Annotated in this window: 17 protein-coding genes and 1 tRNA gene; 5 read left to right on the forward strand and 13 right to left on the reverse strand. The window is 37.6% G+C overall.

What is annotated here, in order from left to right:
• The coding region (gene porU, locus VKY41_RS02100) for a type IX secretion system sortase PorU (protein ID WP_500812781.1) at positions 1-3,836 on the reverse strand (3,836 nt) is incomplete at its 3' end.
• 263 nt (positions 3,837-4,099) lie between these two features.
• Here porU and gldJ point away from each other — a divergent pair.
• The 3 genes from gldJ to VKY41_RS02115 all read left to right on the forward strand — a co-directional run bounded on the left by gldJ (position 4,100) and on the right by VKY41_RS02115 (position 8,529).
• Positions 4,100-5,791 carry a gliding motility lipoprotein GldJ gene (gene gldJ, locus VKY41_RS02105; RefSeq protein WP_500812782.1) on the forward strand — a complete coding sequence of 564 codons (1,692 nt, stop codon included), beginning with the start codon at positions 4,100-4,102 and terminating at the stop codon, positions 5,789-5,791.
• 65 nt (positions 5,792-5,856) lie between these two features.
• Entirely contained in the window at positions 5,857-7,131 is a 1,275-nt protein-coding gene (locus tag VKY41_RS02110; RefSeq protein WP_500812783.1) for a UDP-N-acetylmuramoyl-tripeptide--D-alanyl-D-alanine ligase, read from the forward strand.
• A gap of 78 nt (positions 7,132-7,209) precedes the next feature.
• Positions 7,210-8,529, forward strand: a complete 1,320-nt coding sequence (locus VKY41_RS02115) for a S28 family serine protease (RefSeq protein WP_500812784.1) — start codon at positions 7,210-7,212, stop codon at positions 8,527-8,529.
• A 92-nt stretch (positions 8,530-8,621) separates the two neighbouring features.
• Here VKY41_RS02115 and VKY41_RS02120 read toward each other — a convergent pair whose 3' ends face one another.
• From VKY41_RS02120 to VKY41_RS02140, 5 genes are all read right to left on the reverse strand, one after another.
• Positions 8,622-9,917: an aminopeptidase P N-terminal domain-containing protein gene (locus VKY41_RS02120; RefSeq protein ID WP_500812785.1), complete on the reverse strand. Its 1,296-nt coding sequence runs from the start codon at positions 9,915-9,917 to the stop codon at positions 8,622-8,624.
• A gap of 2 nt (positions 9,918-9,919) precedes the next feature.
• Positions 9,920-11,164, reverse strand: a complete 1,245-nt coding sequence (locus VKY41_RS02125; protein WP_500812786.1) for an NAD(P)/FAD-dependent oxidoreductase — start codon at positions 11,162-11,164, stop codon at positions 9,920-9,922.
• Positions 11,165-11,418: 254 nt separating this feature from the next.
• Positions 11,419-12,429, reverse strand: coding sequence for a 4-hydroxyproline epimerase (locus tag VKY41_RS02130; RefSeq protein ID WP_500812796.1), 1,011 nt, complete (start codon positions 12,427-12,429; stop codon positions 11,419-11,421).
• A complete protein-coding gene (locus tag VKY41_RS02135; protein ID WP_500812787.1) occupies positions 12,429-14,012 on the reverse strand; it encodes an aldehyde dehydrogenase (NADP(+)) in 1,584 nt (527 codons plus the stop codon). Before VKY41_RS02135 ends, VKY41_RS02130 begins: the two co-directional genes overlap by 1 nt.
• 113 nt (positions 14,013-14,125) lie before the next feature.
• The gene (locus VKY41_RS02140) at positions 14,126-15,040 is read right to left on the reverse strand and encodes a dihydrodipicolinate synthase family protein (RefSeq protein WP_500812788.1); all 915 of its coding nucleotides are present in this window, start codon (positions 15,038-15,040) and stop codon (positions 14,126-14,128) included.
• Positions 15,041-15,188: 148 nt separating this feature from the next.
• Between VKY41_RS02140 and VKY41_RS02145 the strand changes: the two genes are divergently transcribed.
• Complete coding sequence (locus VKY41_RS02145; RefSeq protein ID WP_500812789.1) at positions 15,189-16,040, forward strand: AraC family transcriptional regulator; 852 nt, start codon at positions 15,189-15,191, stop codon at positions 16,038-16,040.
• A gap of 49 nt (positions 16,041-16,089) precedes the next feature.
• Here the strand turns inward: VKY41_RS02145 and VKY41_RS02150 are convergent.
• The 6 genes from VKY41_RS02150 to VKY41_RS02175 form a co-directional block, all read right to left on the reverse strand.
• Positions 16,090-16,164 (reverse strand) — tRNA-Val (locus VKY41_RS02150).
• A gap of 65 nt (positions 16,165-16,229) precedes the next feature.
• The gene (locus VKY41_RS02155) at positions 16,230-17,447 is read right to left on the reverse strand and encodes a bifunctional folylpolyglutamate synthase/dihydrofolate synthase (protein ID WP_500812790.1); all 1,218 of its coding nucleotides are present in this window, start codon (positions 17,445-17,447) and stop codon (positions 16,230-16,232) included.
• 20 nt (positions 17,448-17,467) lie between these two features.
• Complete coding sequence (locus tag VKY41_RS02160) at positions 17,468-18,373, reverse strand: energy transducer TonB (protein ID WP_500812791.1); 906 nt, start codon at positions 18,371-18,373, stop codon at positions 17,468-17,470.
• Positions 18,374-18,378: 5 nt separating this feature from the next.
• Entirely contained in the window at positions 18,379-18,771 is a 393-nt protein-coding gene (locus tag VKY41_RS02165; protein ID WP_500812792.1) for an ExbD/TolR family protein, read from the reverse strand.
• Entirely contained in the window at positions 18,771-19,472 is a 702-nt protein-coding gene (locus tag VKY41_RS02170) for a MotA/TolQ/ExbB proton channel family protein (RefSeq protein ID WP_500812797.1), read from the reverse strand. Before VKY41_RS02170 ends, VKY41_RS02165 begins: the two co-directional genes overlap by 1 nt.
• A gap of 360 nt (positions 19,473-19,832) precedes the next feature.
• Positions 19,833-20,939 carry an anhydro-N-acetylmuramic acid kinase gene (locus VKY41_RS02175; protein ID WP_500812793.1) on the reverse strand — a complete coding sequence of 369 codons (1,107 nt, stop codon included), beginning with the start codon at positions 20,937-20,939 and terminating at the stop codon, positions 19,833-19,835.
• Between the two features lie 53 nt (positions 20,940-20,992).
• On the opposite strand from VKY41_RS02175, the gene VKY41_RS02180 reads away from it, so the two are divergent.
• The gene (locus VKY41_RS02180; protein ID WP_500812794.1) at positions 20,993-22,135 is read left to right on the forward strand and encodes an acyl-CoA dehydrogenase; all 1,143 of its coding nucleotides are present in this window, start codon (positions 20,993-20,995) and stop codon (positions 22,133-22,135) included.
• An 85-nt stretch (positions 22,136-22,220) separates the two neighbouring features.
• On the opposite strand, the gene VKY41_RS02185 is transcribed toward VKY41_RS02180, so the two are convergent.
• Positions 22,221-22,760, reverse strand: coding sequence for a sigma-70 family RNA polymerase sigma factor (locus VKY41_RS02185; protein ID WP_500812795.1), 540 nt, complete (start codon positions 22,758-22,760; stop codon positions 22,221-22,223).
• Positions 22,761-22,892: the final 132 nt, after the last annotated feature.

The raw sequence follows: 22,892 nt of genomic DNA on the forward strand, positions 1-22,892 counted from the left end.
TTATTTAATGCAGCCGAACGCACGGTTAACTTGTAAATGTACACGCCTTTACCTATTTTGTCTCCAAAATCGTCACGGCCGTCCCAAACCATTTCTCTGGATAACGAAGATGCTCCGTTATTACAACATTCACCCGTATTGGTTTGCCCTCTTATAGTTTTTACCAATTTTCCGGATACAGTGAATATTTGTACTAGAACGTCTAACGATTCTGAACTATTGTGATTAAACCAAAATTCCGTGTAATTAACAAATGGATTTGGATAGTTTAAAACGTTATCGATGATTAACTGTTGATTCTCATCAAACACCACAAATTGAATTTCTGTTGTAGATGAATTGTTGTACACATCCCAAGCCTTTATAGACATGGTGTGTAAACCTGGCTCTAAATCTCTCAAAGGGTAATTAACTATCCCCTTTTTATAATCATCCAATTCTGTTTGATAAAAGTCGTTTAATATATACGGATTGGCCTCGTCACCATCTAAAATCCCAACAATATCATGACCAATCCCACTAGCCGTATTGATTCCGTTTTCGTCCTCTAGTTTTATCAATAAATTTGGAGATCTATTGGTAATACCTCCCGACACAAAACTTTCATCATTCATATAAGCGGAAATAACAGGCCCAATATTGTCCTCTGGTGCATTGGTGTTTAAACCTCCAATTTGAACTTGATTAACACTAGCCCCTGCTTGGTCTTCATGCACGCCATCTCGTTTAGCATAAAAACTTATACGCCCATAATCTACAGGAATACCTATATCTTTTGGTACTACAAATTCAATATCGAATTTCCCATTAACAATTGACGATTGCCCTCTAAAAATAATAGGTCCCAAGGTTTCAAAGTCCATAATAATAAGTTGTCCTCCATCTCTAACCCCATCATTTCCTAAGGTTCTTCTTTCAATATTTTTATCGTAAATAGTTGTAGAAAGCACCCCTTTATAATCAGATAATATATTTCCGGACAAATCGGTAACTTCTCCTGATAATTTTACATGACTTAAAGCTTGGAGCACGTCAATGTTTCCACTTACAGGCACATCGTTTACTTTTGTCAGAACAATATTTGGTTTTGGAAAAGCTAATTTCATAGCTGGATCACCAATAAAAAACACCAACCTTCTTTGACCTATAATGGAAATGGCCGGATCTATTTTTGTTAATCGCAAGGCTTCCGCCATACTTGGATATTCATGGGAAGGATAAGGAGTGTTGTTTCCAAAAGAAAACAAATATTGCTCCAACACCTTATTAAAGGAAATTCCAACATTTACAAAAACCTGTCTTGTTGTGGTTATTAATGAAATAGCTCCTCCATCTTTATTCCAATAGGTATACTCCCCGGCTGTTGAACGTTGTGGATTATCAAACTTAGTGAATTCACATGTAACAGTAACAAAACAATTTAACTTGCACACGTTGTTCAAACTTTGAGCATCTGGTTTTTCAAAAATACGCTCATGTGCCAAACCATCCTCACCTCCATGCCCAAAATAATTAAGCACCAAAGCGCCTGTTTCTATGGCATTTTTTATAGCCACATTTACCGTAGGATATCTATTCCCTCCAGCTGAAGACTCTTGCTTGTACGCGTCGGAATGAATTTTAGTAACATTAATAAAAGGCTTTTCTTCAGCTACTTCATCACCAATAAAATCTGTTGTAGCTTGAAGAGATTGTTCCCAAGTAACATCCACATCATCAGAAATAACTACAAAATTATTTCTCCAACTTCCAAATGAAGCATCTATATAATATCTTTCTATTTTATCAACTAACTCCTTGGCACTCTGATAATTTTCAGCCAAAATCCTACCTACAGCTATATCTAGTTTATCGGAAATAGCCATAGTCCCCTCGTTGGAATCCATCATCCCAAAATAATCGTCGGAAATAAACGAGTTGGTAAGATTAAAACTATTATAGGCATGCCACGATGGAACTAAATTCGTGTTATTCGGAATTCGGTCCTTATAATCGTAGGAGCTATCTCCAAACAAACAAAGGTATTTCAATCGCTTATCAGGGGAACTAGCATTATCATAGACATATTTCACCAAATTCCTTATGGCTCCAATATCCTGATTTCCTGTACTGAATTCTGCATAAATTTCATTTAAACCAACAACTTTTACTTTTAAATTGTTGTTAACTCGGTTAATTTGTGCCAACCGTTCGGCTTGACCATATAAATTATTAGGTGTGATGATTAAATAGTCTACATCCTCATTTTGCCCCTGATCATTTTTAAAAATAGTCCCTTTTATATTTTGATTGTAAACCGAAGAATTAGAACTCAGCGAAGGCTCATAATAATCTAAAGGAGATACTAGGGCGTACGATTTTAAAGTTCCTAAACTAGAAGTAAAACTTAAATTTGAACTATTATCTGTATTCACATAAGTAGTCACGTTATAAATATCCGTAACATCCCAAATTTCTCTCACCTGAGAGGTATTAGTTAAATTGTATTGACCAATACCAGCCATTTGGGTAACTGCTTTGTTTTTAAAAGTAAATTGTTTCCCTGAAAAATTCAACGCTCGGGTGGCTTCTAAAGAAATATAATCTATATAAGCCAAAGCAGATGGATTTCCTCCTTTATCATATATTAAGGATACCGATAAATTAGATGAATTCACAGTAATCGAATTGCTATAAACGGACTCGGTAGCCAAATTGGTGTCGGTAATGGGTGGTATTGCTAAGTTGCTAATGTTATTCCCATTTACCTTAACCAGCATATTTGTTGGTGTAACGGAGGTTCCTGCAACAATAACGTTAAATGTAACTGGCTCTGAAGTTACCAAGTCTGGAAAGCTAAAATCAAAGGTTTTGGTGTCTTCTAAATCGAATTTATCTCCAAACCAACGTCTTCCAACAGTTACTAAGTTATACTCGTCTTTTTCATGAAATTTGTAATCTTGGAAGGTATCAATCATCAAATCCACTGGTCCTGAGGGCTGCATAAACGGCTGTACCCGCTTCCCATTTCCAGGACTAACATTTATATAATAGTAAGTTTTTTCTGTATAACAGTTAATATTGGTATTACTCTGCTCATCGTAACCATAAGGTCCTTGAGCATAAAATAAAATATAATCGTTATCGTGGAAAACCCCATCGTTCTCTCCTACAACACGAATCGCGTTTTCTTGCACATCTATCGGGTAGGGCGCTGAATTTGAAAATGGAATCATTCGTCCCCCATTCCCATAAAGCTTAATTGTTCTCGGATCAACACCATTCACATTAACCCCCATTCTAGATAGAAAATCTTTGGTAATTTTAAACACCCCAGATCGCTCTACATAAAACTTATACCACTGCCCACTGTTTAAAACAGAATTACTAATCATGCGTTGGTTTCTATTGGAAGGAAGACTACCATTGGAATAGCTTACAGAAAAGGAAGTCACCTTTTTAATACTCCCATTGGCTTCCTTAATAATAGGAGACAGGATAAAAAATGCATGCATCTGATCCCTGGAAACTGAAGTTTTAAGCTGATAGCTTAATTTCGTTGGTAAGCTATTTATATCAATATCTAACAACTCCTTAGCAGTCATGTTAGCGTAACTTACGTTACTAACACGAACCGAACTTTCATCAACCGCTTGATTAATTTCCCACTGAGCCACAAATTGCAAACCATCTGTTGGATCGTAGTTGTAATGAGCTTCGTTAAAAGCAGGCACCTTTATAGCATAACTCTCGGTTGCTAACACCTTCTCTCCTTCCCAAAGAATCTGAAATTGCTTTTGTTGTGAATAGAGTACTAGAGTCGTAAAAAAAAATAGGAATAGAAATTTCTTTTTCATTGATTAGATAACGAGATTAATTGCTTGTTAGTATCGCAAAACAAACAATTTTAACAAACCTTTCAAAATTACAATAATAATTTATAAATATTGACGTTATTTATGCACAAATTAGCGAGGGTGTATGCAATAAAACATCGGTATAAGGTTCAATTAATAGGATGAAATACATCAAAATATTATCAATTTTTATTATTTAACTTGTATTATAACCGATATTTCTTATATTGCGTCACCAAAAATATTATAAGCTTACTAAAAGTATGGATATGAAAAAAGTTATGGCATTTAAGATTTTGTTACTCTTAGCAATTTCTATAACAGCAGTTGGTTGTAAACGATCATCCAGTTCCAACAGCTCTAGAGCTACTGGTTGGGATATAAATTCTAGGGACGGTGGGTTTCAATACAACACGCAATTCAAAGAACAAGAAACTGCTCCTGGGTTAGTGTTTGTAGAAGGTGGTACTTTTACTATGGGTCGTGTTCAAGACGATGTGATGCATGATTGGAACAACACGCCAACACAACAGCACGTTCAATCTTTTTATATGGATGAAACGGAAGTTACCAACAAAATGTACATGGAGTACCTAGATTGGTTAAAAAGAACTTACCCACCATCTGAAGAAAACTACAAAGCTATTTATAACGGTGCACTTCCTGACACCTTAGTTTGGAGAAACCGTTTAGGTTATAACGAAGTTATGACAGATAACTATTTACGTCACCCAGGATACGGAGAATATCCTGTAGTAGGTGTAAGCTGGATTCAAGCAGTAGAATTCGCTAACTGGAGAACAGACCGTGTTAACGAATATTACTTAGAGAAAGCTGGATACATTGCAAGAGACGCAAAAATAACCGACGTAAATGCAGATCAAACATTTAATACGGATACGTATATTAACGCTCCAACACAAGTATATGGTGGAAACACAGAACTTACTGATCCAAATAACACGAGAAGACGAGTTCAAACAACTGCTGATGGTGAGCCTATAAATGTATACGCAGGTAGAGAAACTGGAATCATCTCTCCTAGCTACAGACTTCCAACAGAAGTTGAATGGGAATACGCTGCTTTAGGTTTATCTGAATTAAGAGACTACAACGTTATTAGAGGTAGAAAAAAATATCCTTGGGATGGACAATATACGCGTTCAGGAAAACGTAAAGTTAGAGGTGACCAATTAGCTAACTTTAAACAAGGAAAAGGGGATTACGGTGGAATTGCAGGATGGTCTGACGATGGTGCCGATATTACCAACCAAGTAAAACAATATGCTCCAAATGATTTTGGACTATATGATATGGCTGGAAACGTAGCGGAATGGGTTGCCGATGTATACAGACCTATTGTAGATGACGAGTTTAACGACTTCAACTACTACCGTGGAAACGTGTACACTAAAAACGCCATAAACGAAGACGGAACAGTGAAGATTGTAACTACAGACGAAATTGTATTCGACACCTTACCAAACGGTAAAATTGTTGCAAGAGATTTACCAGGAGAAATTGCTCAAGTTCCAATTGATGAAGATGAAACTTACTTAAGACAAAACTTCGACAGATCTGACAATAGAAACTTTAGAGATGGAGACAGACAATCGTCTCGTCAATACAGAGATAACTTTGAAGACGAAGAAAACTTAAATGGGGAATCATCTGTAACAAGTAAAATGTACAACTCTCCTAAGCATAATGTTGAAGTAGACGATTCTACAGGGGCATTAATTAGAGAGTACGACAAATCAAACAAAAGAACCTCATTAATCAACGACGAAGTACGTGTGTACAAAGGTGGTTCTTGGAAAGACAGAGAGTACTGGTTAGACCCAGCACAAAGACGTTATTTCCCACAAACTATGGCTACAGATTACATTGGCTTTAGATGTGCAATGTCTAGAGTTGGTTCTAAATCTAAAACCAAACACAAAACAAAAAACTAAAGAATTTTTCATATCTTTTAAAAAGTCCTAACAATTAGTTAGGACTTTTTTTATACTTTTATTTTATGAAAATAGAACAACTACACGCGCTTTTTTTAAAGCATCCATCGGTATCAACAGACACTAGAAAAATCGCTAAAAACGATTTGTATTTTGCTCTTAAAGGCGATAATTTTAACGGGAACGGCTTTACCAAACAAGCATTAGAAAATGGCGCTTCGTACTGCATTATCGACGAAGAGGAATACGCTATAAACAACCAATGTATTCTAGTAGATAATGTTCTAAAAACTTTACAAGACTTAGCTAGTTTTCATAGAAAATATTTAAAACTACCAATTATTGCTTTAACCGGTAGCAATGGAAAAACAACCACCAAGGAGCTCATCCATGCAGTACTTTCTAAAAAGTACAGCACTTCTGCCACACTTGGAAACCTTAACAACCATATTGGTGTACCCTTAACACTTTTAAAAATGACCAAGGACACAGAAATTGGTATTGTGGAAATGGGAGCCAACCACCCACAGGAAATCGAGTTCTTGTGTAACATAGCCCTTCCCGATTATGGCTTAATAACCAATTTCGGTAAAGCACATCTGGAAGGTTTTAAAAGCATAGAGGGGGTTATTAAAGCAAAATCAGAACTATATCAACACCTAATAAGCCACAACAAAACCATCTTTGCTAATTCAGCAGATCCCATTCAATTGGAAAATAGCAAACCTGCCACGACCTTGACCTTTGGACAAAATAAAACCGACGATTTCATAATTCATTTTATAAGTGCCCAACCTAAAGTATCTGTTACCTATAATAACATAGAAATAAACAGCCAACTAATAGGCGAATACAATTTCAACAACATTTCAGTAGCCATTGCTCTAGGTGTTTATTTTAAGGTTGAAGAAAAGCAAATAAAAGAAGCTATTGAAACCTATGTTCCAAAAAACAACAGGTCGCAAATTATTGAAAAGGGAACGACTCAAATTATTTTGGATGCATATAATGCCAATCCATCAAGCATGACTGTAGCACTAAAAAACTTCGGAAAACTAGAGACCAAGAATAAAATAGCCATCCTTGGCGATATGTTCGAATTAGGACCGGATGCAAAAACAGAACACCTTGCTATTGCCGAATTAGCAACCTCACTAAACCTGTCGAAAATAGTTTTTATTGGTGAAAACTTTTATCAGGCCCTTCCTGCAAGTCATGAAAAATTTACCTCCTTCGAAAACTTTAAAGAAAATTTCGATTTCAACTCCTTAAAAAATGCCACCTTATTGATTAAAGCATCTCGAGGAATGGCCTTGGAACGTGTTTTAGATTTGTTATAAAACTCTTAACACTAAAAAAACTAAGGGTAATATTGTTTATATTTAACCTCTGTTAAATTCACAAATAAATATGTTGTCATGAAGCTTTATCGCTCAATTTACCTAGGCCTTTTTGTTCTTTTTTTAGTAGGTTGCGAAACCTTACAACCAACGGTTACCGTACCGGAAGTCCAGCTCTCTACCTTTGAAAAACTAGCAAGTATCGAAAATGTGGTGAGTATTGAAAAAAGAAATCCTGTAAGTCATTTCGATAAAAATTATGAAATCTGGTTCGAACAACCTGTAGACTATGCCGACTCCACAAAAGGCACCTTTAAACAACGTGTTTTTATAGGTTATGAAAACCCGGAGAAGCCAGTTATTGTGGAACTTCAAGGCTATGGTATCGGTTCGGAAAGAGCCGGAGAATTGGCAAACCACTACAAGGCAAACCAAATAAATATTGAACACCGTTACTTTAATAATTCACGACCAGAAGAAATAGATTGGAACACACTTACCGTTAAAAATGCAGCCAAGGACCAAGCTAGAATTATAGATGGGATAAGAAAAGCACTTTATCCAGATTCCAAATTTATTTCAACCGGAATTTCTAAAGGCTGCCAAACAGTGATGCTTCATCGCAGATATTTTCCAAATAATGTAGATGCATGTGTTTGTTATGTTGGCCCACTAAACTTTGAACGCGAAGATCCAAGAGTGTATAAGTTTTTAAATGAAGTTAGCACCCTGGAAAACAGAGAGAAAGTAAAAGCGTTCCAAAATTTATGTTTTGAAAACAGAGCGGCACTTTTAGAAATGATGAAATCAGCTGCCTCTGAACAAAACATGTCATGGGAATTTGGAGTGGAAAAAGCCATCGATTATACCATCCTAGAATATGCTTTTGCTTTTTGGCAATGGGGAACCCCAATTGAAAGTATTCCAGCTAAAAATGCAACTCCTGAACAAATATACAACCACCTCATCAATGTGGTTGGGTATAGCTTTTTTGAAGAAAAATCTGTGGAAGATTTACAACCATATTTCTGGACAGCATTAACAGAGCAAGGGATTTATGGCTACGAAACAGCTCCATTTAAACAGTATTTAAATACGGATGAAATTTATAAATTTGATTGGGCTTTCCCTGAAGGTATCTCAAAACCATTCGACTACAAACCAATGCAAGAAGTAAAAAACTTTTTGGATTACGTAGCTAAAGACATGATGTTTATTTATGGTGAATATGACTCGTGGAGCGCTACTGCTGTGGAACTAGAAAACGATGCTGCCAGAAGAGAATTGTACAAATTTGTATTGCCTCAAGGAAGCCACACAACTAGAATCAAAAGTTTTAGCCCAGAAAAACAAAAAGAAATCTATGGCATAATTGATTCTTGGTTAGCAAAAGAATAATCTGAACAAAAAAAATCCATCTGAATAAAACCTTAATAATTATAAGTAAAAAGGCGAAAAGGAATAAAAATCCGTTTCGCCTTTTTTAGTTTCTACGAAGTTTTCATCAAAGCTTCAATTTCATCTATTTCTATAGGCATGGCTTCCGTTAAGTTATAATTCCCGTCTTTAGTAATCAGATAATCATTTTCCAATCGGCAACCAATTCCTTCTTCCGGAATATATATTCCAGGTTCACAGGTTAAAACCATACCTGGCTCTAAGGCTCTAGAATACAAGCCTACATCATGGACATCTAAGCCAATATGATGCGCAGTTCCATGCATGAAATACTTTTTATACAAAGGCTTTTCCGGATTTTGCTTAGCAACATCCTCCGCATCAAGCAGCCCTAATTTTATGAGTTCAGTTTCCACCAATTTCGCCATCTGAGCTTCATAAACCGACGGTAAAACTCCTGGCTTCAACAATTTACTTCCTTCTTTTAAACAATGTAAAACAGAACTATAAACTTCTTTTTGTCTTTCTGAAAATGTTCCACTTACAGGAAAGCATCTTGTGGTATCACTATTATAATTGGCATAGCACACACCAAAATCCAATAGAATCATCTCACCTGCTTTACAAATATCATCATTGGTGTTATAATGCAAAGCACAGGCATTTTTCCCTGAAGCTACAATGGGCTTAAAGGCATGTCGTGTAGCTCCCGATTTTATTAAATTGTAGGCCAATTCGGCTTCCAATTCATATTCCTTCATCTCCGGCTTGCAAGCTTTCAACACACGCTTAAAGGATTCCACACTAATATCTGCTGCTTGTTGCATAAGAGCTATTTCTTCTTCAGATTTAATAAGCCTTAAATCTCGAGTAAGTTTAGCGGCTCGGTGGTACTCGTGTAAGGGATATTTTTCTTTACACCAAGCAATCATTCGGTCTTGTCGGGTTTGTTGCTCAAAGGTAACACGCTTAATATGTTCATTATGTCCTAAGTAAAAACCATCGGCTTCAAACGCCATAAGCTGTAGGACCTTTTCAAAATCATGAACCCATTCAACCCTTGCAACCCCCGAAATATCGGTAGCCTGTTCCTTACTTAATTTTTCCCCGTCCCAAATTTTTATTTGCTCATTGGTTTCTTTAATAAATAAAATCTCACGATTTTCTTTTCTGTATGCATCTGGATACATAACTAAAATACTTTCTTCTTGATCAATGCCACATAAATAAAACAAATCGTTGTTCTGGGTAAACCCCATAACATCGTCCGCGTTGTTGTGTTTCACATCGTTGGAAGTAAGGATAGCCAAGGTATTAGACTTCATTTTAGCCGCAAATTGGCTTCTGTTTTTTATAAATAAATTCTTTGAAATTTGATTGTAACGCATGTTTAAAATTTTCTATCTGGATGAAATGGATTAATATCTAATATCGTTTTTTTATCTGAAATAACTTCCGAAACCAACTTTCCCGTAGCCGGTCCCATACTCCACCCCATCATGGCGTGGCCGGTAGCAATGGTCAAGTTCTTGCAAGTTGAGGATCTTCCTATATATGGCAACCCATCGGGCGAAACTGGACGTAAACCACAAGCAGCATCACTTTTTTCTTCTTTGGAAAGAAGGACTTCTGGATAATAACTGGTGGTAGCTTTAGCAATAGCCTCCACACGAATTTGATTGATTTTATCGTTTATTCCCGCTATTTCCATAGTGCCCGCAAAACGCGTAAACCCATGCATAGGAGTTACCGCAACTTTAGCTTCTGCCAAAATAGAAGGAATACTAATTCCTGTGTCTTGAGTGGTATTAATCCGATACCCTTTTCCTGCTTGAAGCAACAAATTTAAGCCTATTTTTTTACTTAATAAAGCACTCCATGATCCAGCTGATAAAACAAATTCATCTGCTTTTAAGGTTTGCTGCTTCGTTTTAATAGCTTCAATTTTCCCCTGGGAAACTATTAAGTCTTCTACTTTCTCATTTAACAAAAACCGAACACCTACAGCCTGTAAATAGGTCTTCATTTCTTCCATAAATTCCTGAGGAGTCGTATGGGAATCGCACTTGTAATATGTGGCTCCCTTAACATGAAAGCTCGCACGGGGTTCAAGAACCTGTAATTCTTCCTTACTTAAGGCTACAACATCCAAACCTTCACGCTTAGCCATATGGGCTGTTTCAATTTCTTCGTCTAACATCTTATCTGTTTGACACAACATAAGCAAACCCTTTTTCTCGTACTGAAAATGAAACTGTTCTTCTTCCTTGATGGCGTCGTATAAACTCTGACTTAATAAAGCAATACTTTTAATGACTGGTATCGCCTTTTTAACATGATGGGCATTGCAGGATTTATTGAAAGCAAGCGACCATTTTATAAAATCGGAATCCAAACGTGGCTTGATGTATAACGGACTAGCAGGATTAAACATCCATTTTAAGCCTTTCTTCATAACACCTGGAGCGGATAAGGGGATTAAATGACTTGGAGATAAATAACCAGCATTGACATAGGATGCTCCCGAATCCATATTGGATTGATCAATAACAGTAACCTGATGACCTTCTTTTTGAAGATAATAGGCAGAACACAAACCGATGATGCCCCCTCCTATAATGATACAGTTTTTCAATGATTTAAGGTATTAATGATATAGTGAATAATATAATGTATTGTTGAAAATAGAGGTTTTATGAGAACTTACGCGATGCACAGTGTTCCTGCAACGACAACAAGTTTAACTCGTTCCAGGAGCTCATTTTTCAAGAGCGCTAGCCACAAGTCTGAAACTAATTTCCTTGTCCTAAATCTAAACGATTCAATAAATTCTTGTTTTTAGAGTTTCATAGCAAGGCGTAGCGTCCACACCCTATTGCCCCAAGATTTTTAAATCACTTGAAACCCCAAAGCATACGGATCGTCTTCTTCATCTATGCTAATCGTATTATGTCCGTAAATTTTCGCCCATCCTTTAACACTCGGAAAAACAGCCACTTTCCCATCTAAAGTAGTAGCTTTTTCAATGCGCCCTACAAATTTACTTCCTATAAAACTTTCGTGAATGAAATCTTCTCCAACCTGTAATTTTCCCTTGGCATATAACTGAGCCAACCTAGCTGAAGTCCCCGTACCACACGGACTTCTATCGATAGCCTTATCTCCATAAAAAACAGCATTTCTTCCTGACGAACTTGGGTCAATCGGGGTTCCCGTCCAAAGCATATGGGTCACATCTTTAATGGTATCATTTTCTGGATGAATAAATAACTGTGGATATTTGTCATTAATCCGCTGCCTAAGCACTTGCGAATACTGAATGATTCTTAACGCAGAAAAGTCCTGAATTCCTGAAAAGTTTTTCTGAGGATCTATTATAGCGTAATAATTTCCACCATAAGCCACATCAAAAACAAGCTCTCCCAATTCCGGACAATCGATAGTTAAATTCTCAGCAGCTAAAAAACTTTTCACATTAAATAGCTTCACCCAATCTACTTTAGATCCAGTTTGTTGATAGGTAATTTCAACCAAACCGGCGGGCGCTTCCATCCTAATTTTTCCCGGAACTTTTGGTTGTACCAAGCCTTCTTCAATAGCTATAGTAACTGTGCCAATGGTACCATGTCCACACATGGGCAAACAGCCCGAGGTTTCTAAAAACAGGATAGCAAAATCGTTTTCGGGATTCTGTGGCGGATATAAAATACTACCACTCATGATGTCATGCCCTCGTGGTTCAAACATAAGCCCTTTCCGAATCCAATCGAATTCTCTTAAAAAATGCTGACGTTTTTCGCTCATGCTGGTCCCGACTAAGTCTGGACCGCCTTGTTTTATTACCCTTACGGGATTTCCACAGGTATGAGCATCGATACAGACAAAAGTGCCTTTCATAATTAAATGGAATCTGTAGTTTGTTTATTATTTATCAAACGTGAAATTTTTAATGGATTTTCATTCTTCAATTCGTCAGGCAACAAATGATTCGGCCAATCTTGATAACTAAAAGGACGTACCCAACGTTTTATAGAATGGATTCCTACAGCTGTAAAACGACTGTCTGTGGATGCCGGATACGGACCGCCATGTACCATGGACGGACAAACCTCAACACCTGTAGGCACGCCGTTATAAATAAGTCGCCCAACACGGTTTTGAAGCGCTGCAACTACTTCGGGATACTGCGTAGCTTCGTCATCCTCGGCTATTAAGGTGCCGGTTAACTGCCCCTCCAATTTAGAGATAATCTGCTCTAACTGACTAATACTTTCACATTGAACCACCATAGAATAAGGGCCAAAAACTTCTTGATGCAAAGTGCTATTGCTTAAAAAGGTATGACCTTCAACAGTACTAACGGTTTGTCTCGCATAATTCGCTTGGACTTCGGAATCGAAGTGGGCCACAACACGTAACTCTGGTTGCGATAAGGCTTTTTGCTTATTACTTTCAAAAGCTCCAATAATATGGGGATGAAGCATGCAGGATGGCTCAATCTTTACAATCTCAGCAGATAAATTTTGAATAAATTCAGACAAAGCGTCTCCCTTAACTCCTAACAACAAACCTGGATTGGTACAAAATTGCCCAGTTCCTAAAGTAATGGAGTGTGCATAGGTTGCCGCTAAGGCTTCACTTCGACGTTCTAATGCTTTTGGTAAAATAACAACGGGATTAATACTTCCCATTTCTGCAAATACAGGAATAGGTTCTTCACGTGTGGCTGCTAAATCGTATAAAGCACGGCCACCACGAATACTCCCAGTAAAACCAACGGCTTTAACACCTGGATGAGAAACCAATTGAGTCCCTACCTCTATCCCACGGCTATTTAAATTAGAAAATACTCCATGGGGCATTCCGGTGCGTTCTGCTGCTTTAATAACAGCTGAAGCAACCAACTCTCCGGTTCCTGAGTGCATGGGATGCGATTTAACCAACACCGGACAACCTGCAGCTAAAGCAGCAGCTGTATCGCCTCCTGCAGTGGAATAGGCTAATGGAAAATTACTAGCACCAAAAACAACAACCGGCCCTAAGGGTACCAAGAGTTTCCGTATATCCGATTTTGGCGAAGGGGTTCTTTCTGGCTGAGCTGTATCAATGCTAGCTTCTACCCAAGAACCTTCAATGAGCAATTCGGCAAAAGCTCGCAATTGCCCTATCGTCCTAGCTCGTTCTCCTAGAGCACGACCTTCTGGCAAACCAGATTCTGAGCAATACGTATCTATCAAATCGGTATCCAAAGCCAAAATTTCATCGGCTATAGCTCTTAAAAATTCAGCCTTCTTCTTTCCTGAAACCTGTCTATAGGTTTTAAATGCGTCGGAAGCCAAACCTACGGCTTCATCTATTTCTTCTTTGGTAGCTTCAGTATAAATCGGTGGATTTTCAAGATTCAACTGCGGATTAAACGTTTTATATGTGTGACTTCCTTTAGCTGAAAGCTGATTTCCTATATAATTTTTCCCTGTAATCATTTGTTAAGGTTTCTTTCCCAAAATGGGACGTTTTGTGTAATTGTTTTATGCGCGATACAACTGATGTAGCTATCATTAAAGGTAAAAAATTAACGCCTTAATCCTCTAGAAGTTTACAGGTTTTTATAATCTGGCAAAATTGGTCGGTTTCGTAAACTAGTTTCAATCACGTTTAATACCTGCTTACGTTCTTCACCAATTAGGGGCAATCTAGGTGGGCGTATATGTTCCGAGCCTAATCCCGTAGCTACTTCAGCTAATTTAATATTCTGAACCAACCGCGGATTGATATCTAGTTCCAATAATGGCATAAACCATCTATAAATCTCTAAGGCTTCTTTTATTCTCCCCGCTTTTTGTAATTCGTAAATAGCAACGGTTTCAGCAGGAAAAGCACAAACCAATCCAGCAACCCAACCATCTGCTCCTATTAAAAGACTTTCTAAAGCTATGGTATCCACGCCCGTCATTATTTTCAAACGGTCTCCAAAATAATTTTTCAAGCGGGTAATATTAGTGGTATCTCTAGTCGATTCTTTAACCGCTTCAATATTATCGTGTTTTAATAATTGGTCAAACATACTAGGCGTTATCAATACCTTATAATCAACGGGATTGTTGTAAACCATAATAGGTAATGAAGTGTTGCTAGCCACAGCTTGATAAAACGCCACAGTTTCTCTATCACTGGAGGTATAACGCATAGGTGGCAACATCATCAATCCTTGAGCGCCATCAGCCTCAGCTTTATGGGCGGCTTGAATTGCCGCTTTGGTAGTCTGTTCGGCAATATTAATAAACACAGGAACCTGACCTTTAACCAAATCAACAGCGGTTCGGGTTAAGGTGCGTTTTTCTTCATCTAACAAAGTGCTTGCTTCACCAAGAGTCCCTCCTAACACAATGCCATGAACTCCAGCTTTCACTTGCGCGCGAACATTCTTTTCAAACATGTTTAAATCCAAGCTGTCCGCCTCTGTAAACTTGGTTGTAACCGCTGGCATAATGCCTTTCCATTCAATTCCCATAATCTAAATTGTTTTAATACAAACAAATTTAATTAAGTATGGCCTGCCACAATAAGCTCTTTTTATCCAACTATTATACTATGTTATCCATTATTTTATAAAAATGAATAATAATGCTTAATTTTATATCTAATACAACCTTGTGAGAATGAAAGTACTTCCCTTTAAAATACCGAAACCAGAATTGGCGAACCTCGTCTACCAAGTAGATTTAGAACCTCGCTTTTATGACAAACTCCACCAACATGAGGAAATTCAACTCAGCTTAATAGTTCAAGGCAGTGGAACCTTAATCGTAGGAGATGCCATTAGCTATTACAAAAAAGGAGACATACTAATAATAGGAAGCCAGCTACCTCATGTGTTTCAAAGCGACAAAGAACAGGAAAATCTGTCGCACATGCAGACTGTATTCTTTACGGAAAACAGCTTTGGTCCGGATTTTTTTAAACTGGAAGAATTAACAGAAATCCAAGTATTCTTTAAACGGGTCATGCACGGATTTAAAGTCACCTCAAACCAAGAAGAAATTCAATCGCTTTTTGCACAAATAGAAACAGCAAGTAAACTGGAACGCTTTATAATTTTATTGAAGTTATTGAAACTTCTATCTACCTGCGAATACAAAAGCTTATCCTCTTTTATATATGAAAAAAACTTTTCTGTAACCGAAGGGGAGCGTATGAGAGATGTATTCGATTATACCATGACCAATTTTAATAAAGACATTACCCTGGAATCTGTAGCCAATGTGGCAAACATGACAAAAAATGCCTTTTGCAAATACTTTAAAAAGTACACGAATAAAACCTATGTGGTGTTCCTAAACGAATTGCGCATTGAACATGCTTGTAAACATTTAGTATCGAATCAAGAGATAACTATTGCCGATGTGGCTTATAAGGTAGGATTTAATAATATATCGAATTTTAACCGACAGTTTAAAAAAGTGAAACACAAAACGCCATTGGTATATAAACAAGAAAATACGATGCACTAGGCACCAAATAAAAAAAGGTCTATACATATGTATAGACCTTCTAGTTCTGTGGGCGCGAAGGGATTCGAACCCCTGACCCCCTGGGTGTAAACCAGGTGCTCTGAACCAACTGAGCTACGCGCCCTTTCGTAATTCGACTGCAAATATAAGAGAGATTTTGATATACCAAAAGCTTTTTTCAATTTTTTTTTAAATTATTTCTGCAACCACAAAAGTACTACCTCCAATATAGATCAAATCTGCGTCCAACGCACTGTTTTTAGCCGCTTTTAACGCCTCATTTACACTAACATAGCTCGAACCAACAAATCCTGAAGCCAAAAATGCCTCTTGTAATAAATTTTCATCCATTCCTCGAGGAACATCAGGTTTACAAAAATAATAAGTGGCTTTTTTAGGTAAAATATCTAAAATGGTGTTTAAATCTTTGTCATTAACTACCCCAAAAACTATATGTAGGTTTTTATACGATTCTTCTTCCAACTGATTCACCACATAATTTAACCCTTCTTTATTATGTCCGGTATCGCAAATAATTTTTGGCTGCTCTTGGAGTACCTGCCATCGACCTTGTAAACCGGTGTTTTTTACAACCTGCAACAAACCTTTTTTAATATGCTCTTGTGAAATGGTAAAAGCCCCTTGCTTTAACACCTCAATGGCCTGCAACACGGTTCTAATATTTTTCTGCTGATAACTCCCTTTTAAATCACTTGGAAACACCTCGTGAATAAAACTATCTGCAAAATAAATATCAGATTGGTTCTTTTTAGCAAGATCTTGAAACACCTGTGCCGTTTCTTTTTGTGTTTCTCCTATAACAACAGGAACTCCAGGTTTTATAATCCCACCTTTTTCAAAAGCAATAGCCTCCAAGGTAGTTCCTAAAAACTGGGTATGATCAAATCCAATATTGGTTATAACAGAAACTTCTGGAGTAATAATATTAGTAGAGTCCAATCTGCCTCCCAAACCAACTTCAACAACAGCTATATCAACTTTTTCCTTAGCAAAGTATTCAAAGGCCATCCCAGAGGTCATTTCAAAAAACGACAGGCTTTGCGATTCTAGAAACGGCTTGTTACGCTGTATAAAACCTCGAACGAAGGCCTTACTTACAACCGCTCCATTAATTCGAATGCGCTCTCTAAAGTCTTTTAAATGGGGCGAGGTAAACAACCCAACCTGATAGCCTGCTTCTTGTAAAATAGAGGCTATCATATGGCTTGTAGAGCCTTTTCCATTGGTCCCCGCTACATGTATGGTTTTTATTTGATGTTCTGGATGTTTTAAATGCTCCGCTAATAAAAGGGTGTTACTTAAATCGGCTTTGTAAGCCGACTTCCCTTGTCTTTGATACATAGGAAGCTGAGAGAACATCCAATCAATGGTATCCTGATACGTCATTTTGAAGTTTAATTTGTAGCCTATTGACCTAAATTGAAGTTTACCTTAACAAATCCCACCTGTCTATCTGGAGCCTTATTATCGGCACGCCATTTATGCGACAAAGCAATTTTTTTGGCTGGTTCCAATAAACAGGAAGCGGTATTAGTGGTTCCTTTAACTCCAGGAACAGCTTCTACAACATCGCCGTTTCTATTCACGACAATTCGTACAATAACCATCCCAGATTCGTTGCATTCTTGCTTAAATACTTTTTTAGTAGGTGCTCCACGCCCCTTCAATCCATAACCAACACCTCCACTGCCTGAACCTGCTTCACCAAAATAACTAGCTGCATACGGGTCGCCATCAAGCTGCCCCTTATCTCCGGCTTTATTGTCGTTACCTTCTCCTCCGGTTTCTTGTCCTTCCGATTTGCTTACACCGCCAATTAATGCGTCTAGCTTTTTCTTCTTAGCTTCTTTTTCTGCTTGTTCTTTGGCTATCTTTTCAGCTTCAGCCTTAGCTTTTGCGTCGGCTTGAGCCTTGGCTTCGGCCTGAGCTTTTGCTTTAGCATCGGCCTCTTTCTTTGCCTTTACCTCGGCATCCTTTTGCTTTTTTATAGCTATAGATTCGTCACTATCATCCGTTAAAACATCTTCTGCCTTAGTTTTAGAACTGGCTGCCTCTGCTGGTTTTTGTTCCGGTTGCTTTACCGCTTCCTGTGGTTCTTCTTGAACCTCCCTAGGCTCCGATTTAACTGGCTTGGTAGGCTGCACCTCACCAGAACCAAAATCAGATGTTCCAAAATTAACAGCTACCCCGTACTCTTCCGGCGGATCCATATAGGTCGTACCAACAACAAACAACAGCAAAAGAATAAGCACAGCAATAAGTGCTGTCAACTTGGCTGAATTACGTTCGTGTACGGTTTCAAAATACTTCATGAAAACTAATTAGGTTTTACTGCTAAAATAACTTTAAACTTATTTCTATTGGCAATGTCCATCACTTTTACCACATGCTCTACTGGAACAGATTTTTCTGCTCTTAATACCAAAGTAGGCTTATCATCTGTCGATAAAGCGGCAATGAGCTCGGATTCTAAAACGCTTTCTCCAACGCGCTTCTGATCGATATAATATGTCAAGTCTTTTTTAATGCTTACCGCAACCGATCTCTTGTTCTCGGTTTTTCCACTAGCTGTAGGTAATAAAATATCTATCGCATTCGTGGTTACCAAAGTGGATGCTAACATAAAAAAGATAAGTAACAAAAAGACAATATCCGTCATAGACGACATATTGAAGTCTGGTGTTACTTTATTTCTTCCTCTTAAATTCATTAAATAGGTTCGTTTAAGTGATCTAAAAATTCTAAGGAATTCGCTTCCATTTGATATACAACCTTATCTGTTTTTACTACTAAGTGGTTGTAAGTAATATAGGCAATAATACCTACTATTAACCCTCCAACAGTCGTGGTCATAGCGGTATACAAGCCATCAGCCAAAAGTTTAATATCTATTTGTCCGCCTGAATTGGCTATCTCAAAAATAGAAAGAATCATCCCTATTACAGTTCCAAGGAACCCAATCATAGGTGCTGCTCCAGAAATTGTCGCTAAAACACTCACATTTTTCTCTAAACTATAAATCTCTAGGCGTCCGGCATTTTCAATAGCGGTATTAATATCTTCCAAAGGCTTCCCTATTCTCGAAATTCCTTTACTAATTAATCGTGAAACAGGCGAGTTTACCTGGGCGCATAACATTTGAGCTGAATCTATTTTCCCATTGGATACATGGTCCTTTATCTGATTCATAAAATTAGCATCTATTTTCGAAGCTGCCTTAATAGCAAACAAACGTTCAAAATAAATATAGGTGGCTACAATTAATAAAATAAATAAAACGGCCATAATAACCATCCCGGCAGTTCCACCACTAGTAATTAGCTCAATTATGGACAAGGTTTTTTCTACTGGTTCCCCATCGGTAAGTAACTCGGCTCCCTCTGGAGCATCTTGCATCATTAAATTTATCATATAGTATTTCAATTATTAGTTTATAACGGTTGTTTGAATTTTAAATTATCTAAAAAAAATGTTCTTATCAATATGTATGCCTCAACTCCTTCATATATCATGAGCTCCTCAACCCTTCCTTCTTCATCTAACTCAAGGGGTTCCAATTAATTATGGCTTTTAATGCTATCATTAGGTTCTTGTGAAGTAACTCTATCATGGGGCGAGCGTTATTTTAAATCAACTAAAAAAGATATGGAAGTTTGAATCTTCGGAAAAATAATCCCTAAAATCCGAAACCTAACTTTCGGTTGATTAATTTATAAATCTACAAACAAATATAAAAAACTAATAGGGTACTTTCTTAAAATTACCATAATTTTAATATTTAAAGATAATTCCAGAACTATGGTCCTCTTTTGCTCCCGTAACACTGCTTAAACAGTTCACCGCCCCTTCTAGCTTTAACACGCCTAAAAAACCAAAAACCAAAGCTTCTTTACATTCTACCAACCTGTTTTCCGGAATAATTAAGGTATTGGAGGTTTTCTCTTTTATTTTCGTCATTAAAAAGGCATGATAGGCACCTCCTCCTGTTACTAAAACCTGTACGCCTTCCTTCTCATTAATCACGGTGGAAATCTGAACAGCCACATGCTCTACAAAAGTTCGTAAAACAGATTCTACAGGTAAATCAAATGAGTCTATTAAAGGAAATATCTCCTGCTTTACCCATTCCAATCCCAAGGATTTTGGAGCTGCTTTTTTATAGAAATCCAAATCATTCAAGGCTTCTAATAACTCGAAACAAACCGTTCCTGTGGAAGCTAACTGTCCACCATCATCATAATCAAACCCCAACAACCCAATATAGTGGTTTAACACGATGTTCGCCGGACAAATATCGTAGGCAATTCTTCGAGCCTCTATATCGGTTGAAATATTAGCAAAGCCCCCCAAATTCAAGCAGAAATCATAGTCCGAGAACAGCAACTTATCGCCTATAGGTACCAAAGGAGCGCCTTGACCACCAAGTGCAACATCTTGAACCCTGAAATTGCAAACTACCGGAATTTTTAAAATATCAAACAGACAGGCCAAATTCCCAATCTGATACGTCATGCCCGCTTCGGGCTGATGCAAAGCCGTATGCCCATGAGAACAGATAGCATCTAAATCTGTAATCTTGTTTTCAATAATAAATTCCTGTATCATGCCTGCCAAGTACGGCGTATACTCTTGGTCTATACTTTCAAGCTCCGTTACAGATTTGCTCACCAACTGCTTTAAAATAGAATACCAGGCCTCTGTATATAATTTGGTTTCAAACGCATGGATGTCATATCGCCAAACGCCTGCCTGTTTACTAAAAGTCACATCCACCAAATCCACCCCATCTAATGAGGTCCCGGACATAACACCAACTACACGATACACGGTTTTATTCATATCTCGTAAAAATAGCAATCCCTTTTGAAAAAATGCCAATAAAAAAGTATCTTTGTGAACTTTCAAAATTAATACTACAATTACAAGAAACTATGGATTTTAACCTAACAGAAGAACATAAAATGATTCGCGACGCTGCTCGCGACTTTGCAAAAACTGAATTACTTCCAGGTGTTATTGAACGCGACAACACGCAAACCTTCCCAGACGAACTTGTTCGTAAAATGGGAGAGCTAGGATTTATGGGCCTTATGGTGGATCCTAAATATGGCGGAGCTGGTATGGATGCCATTTCCTATGTACTAGTTATGGAAGAGCTATCTAAAATAGATGCGTCGGCTTCTGTAATGGTTTCTGTAAACAACTCTTTGGTTTGCTACGGCTTAGAAGCTTACGGAAGCGAAGAGCAAAAACAAAAATATCTTACAAGATTAGCTAAAGGTGAAGTGATTGGTGCTTTCTGTTTAAGCGAGCCTGAAGCTGGTAGTGATGCCACTTCTCAAAAAACAACCGCTATCGACATGGGAGACCACTATGTTATTAACGGAACCAAAAACTGGATTACCAACGGCGGACGTGCAGAAATATATTTAGTAATTGCACAAACGGATAAAGAAAAAGGACACAGAGGAATCAATGCTTTTATCGTTGAAAAAGGCACTCCTGGATTTGATATAGGTCCAAAAGAAGATAAATTAGGAATCAGAGGAAGCGACACCCATACCCTACAGTTTAACGATGTTAAAGTTCCTAAAGAAAACAGAATTGGTGAGGATGGTTTCGGATTTAAATTCGCAATGAAAACACTTTCTGGCGGACGTATAGGTATTGCAGCTCAAGCCTTAGGAATTGCTTCAGGAGCTTACGAACTAGCTTTAAAATACTCTAAAGTGCGTAAAGCCTTTGGAACCGAAATATGCAACCACCAAGCCATTGCTTTTAAATTAGCAGATATGGCTACTGAAATTGAAGCTGCTAGAATGCTAGTAATGAAAGCAGCCTGGGACAAAGACCAAGGTAACAACTACGACATGTCTAGTGCCATGGCAAAACTTTACGCCTCTCAAGTAGCTATGACGCATACAGTGGAAGCTGTGCAAATACACGGTGGAAACGGGTTTGTAAAAGAATACCACGTGGAGCGCTTAATGCGTGATGCAAAAATTACACAGATATACGAAGGAACTTCAGAAATACAAAAAATTGTAATCTCTAGAGGGGTACTAAAAGACTAATAAGCTTTCGAAAATCTCAACAAAAAAGTCCGAACATACATAGTTCGGACTTTTTTATTTTCCAGTTACACCAACAAGCAGGTGATTATTGACAAACTTTACAAGCTTCTTTTTCTTTAATTTCCCCCACCAAAACACCCTGTGGGTTCATTTTTAAATCGCAACAATCCATATAGCCTTGAGCTATTAATTTTCTAGCACGCTGTATCTGACTTTTTACGGTTGGCAGCGGTAGCTGCAACTTGTCGGCAACCTCCGCTTGTTTCAATCCTTTAATATCTGCCAAAAACAAAGGATCTCTATATTTTTTAGGCAACTGCTTAATAATGCCCTGCAAACAATCATATTCCGTATGCTCCTTATCCGCATCTATAAAAACAAGCGCTGTATCATCGGGACTAAAACGTATTTGCTGCTTTCTAAAATAGTCTAAAACGGTATGTCTTGCTACTGAAAACACCCAGGCCTTTAACTTGTCCTCAGCTTTTAAAGATGCTTTTTTAGTGTGAATTTTAATAAAGGTATCCTGAAGTAAATCGGCAGCAACCTCCCTGTTTTTTACCCGACTTAAAATAAAATGTTTTAAGTCCTCGGCATATAAATTCCATATCGTTTGAGTCGTCATCCTTACTAAATTTAAAAAAGCAGCTGCCTCAGTACAAAGGTACCAAAATAGCTGCTCTTTATTGGTTGTTTAACAAGCATTAACAAGTACAATGAGCACAAGTACAGGTTTCACAACTACAATTTTTACAAA

Source organism: Xanthomarina sp. (genome assembly GCF_035306605.1).
Taxonomy (GTDB): domain Bacteria; phylum Bacteroidota; class Bacteroidia; order Flavobacteriales; family Flavobacteriaceae; genus Xanthomarina.

Coding starts and splice junctions, on each gene's coding strand:
- VKY41_RS02140 (WP_500812788.1), bottom strand. CDS start 15,040: ATGGGAATTGAATGGAAAGGCATTATGCCAGCGGTTACAACCAAGTTT.
- VKY41_RS02145 (WP_500812789.1), top strand. CDS start 15,189: ATGAAAGTACTTCCCTTTAAAATACCGAAACCAGAATTGGCGAACCTC.
- VKY41_RS02155 (WP_500812790.1), bottom strand. CDS start 17,447: ATGACGTATCAGGATACCATTGATTGGATGTTCTCTCAGCTTCCTATG.
- VKY41_RS02135 (WP_500812787.1), bottom strand. CDS start 14,012: ATGATTACAGGGAAAAATTATATAGGAAATCAGCTTTCAGCTAAAGGA.
- VKY41_RS02165 (WP_500812792.1), bottom strand. CDS start 18,771: ATGAATTTAAGAGGAAGAAATAAAGTAACACCAGACTTCAATATGTCG.
- VKY41_RS02170 (WP_500812797.1), bottom strand. CDS start 19,472: ATGATAAATTTAATGATGCAAGATGCTCCAGAGGGAGCCGAGTTACTT.
- VKY41_RS02185 (WP_500812795.1), bottom strand. CDS start 22,760: ATGACGACTCAAACGATATGGAATTTATATGCCGAGGACTTAAAACAT.
- VKY41_RS02115 (WP_500812784.1), top strand. CDS start 7,210: ATGAAGCTTTATCGCTCAATTTACCTAGGCCTTTTTGTTCTTTTTTTA.
- VKY41_RS02180 (WP_500812794.1), top strand. CDS start 20,993: ATGGATTTTAACCTAACAGAAGAACATAAAATGATTCGCGACGCTGCT.
- gldJ (WP_500812782.1), top strand. CDS start 4,100: ATGGATATGAAAAAAGTTATGGCATTTAAGATTTTGTTACTCTTAGCA.
- VKY41_RS02110 (WP_500812783.1), top strand. CDS start 5,857: ATGAAAATAGAACAACTACACGCGCTTTTTTTAAAGCATCCATCGGTA.
- VKY41_RS02160 (WP_500812791.1), bottom strand. CDS start 18,373: ATGAAGTATTTTGAAACCGTACACGAACGTAATTCAGCCAAGTTGACA.
- VKY41_RS02120 (WP_500812785.1), bottom strand. CDS start 9,917: ATGCGTTACAATCAAATTTCAAAGAATTTATTTATAAAAAACAGAAGC.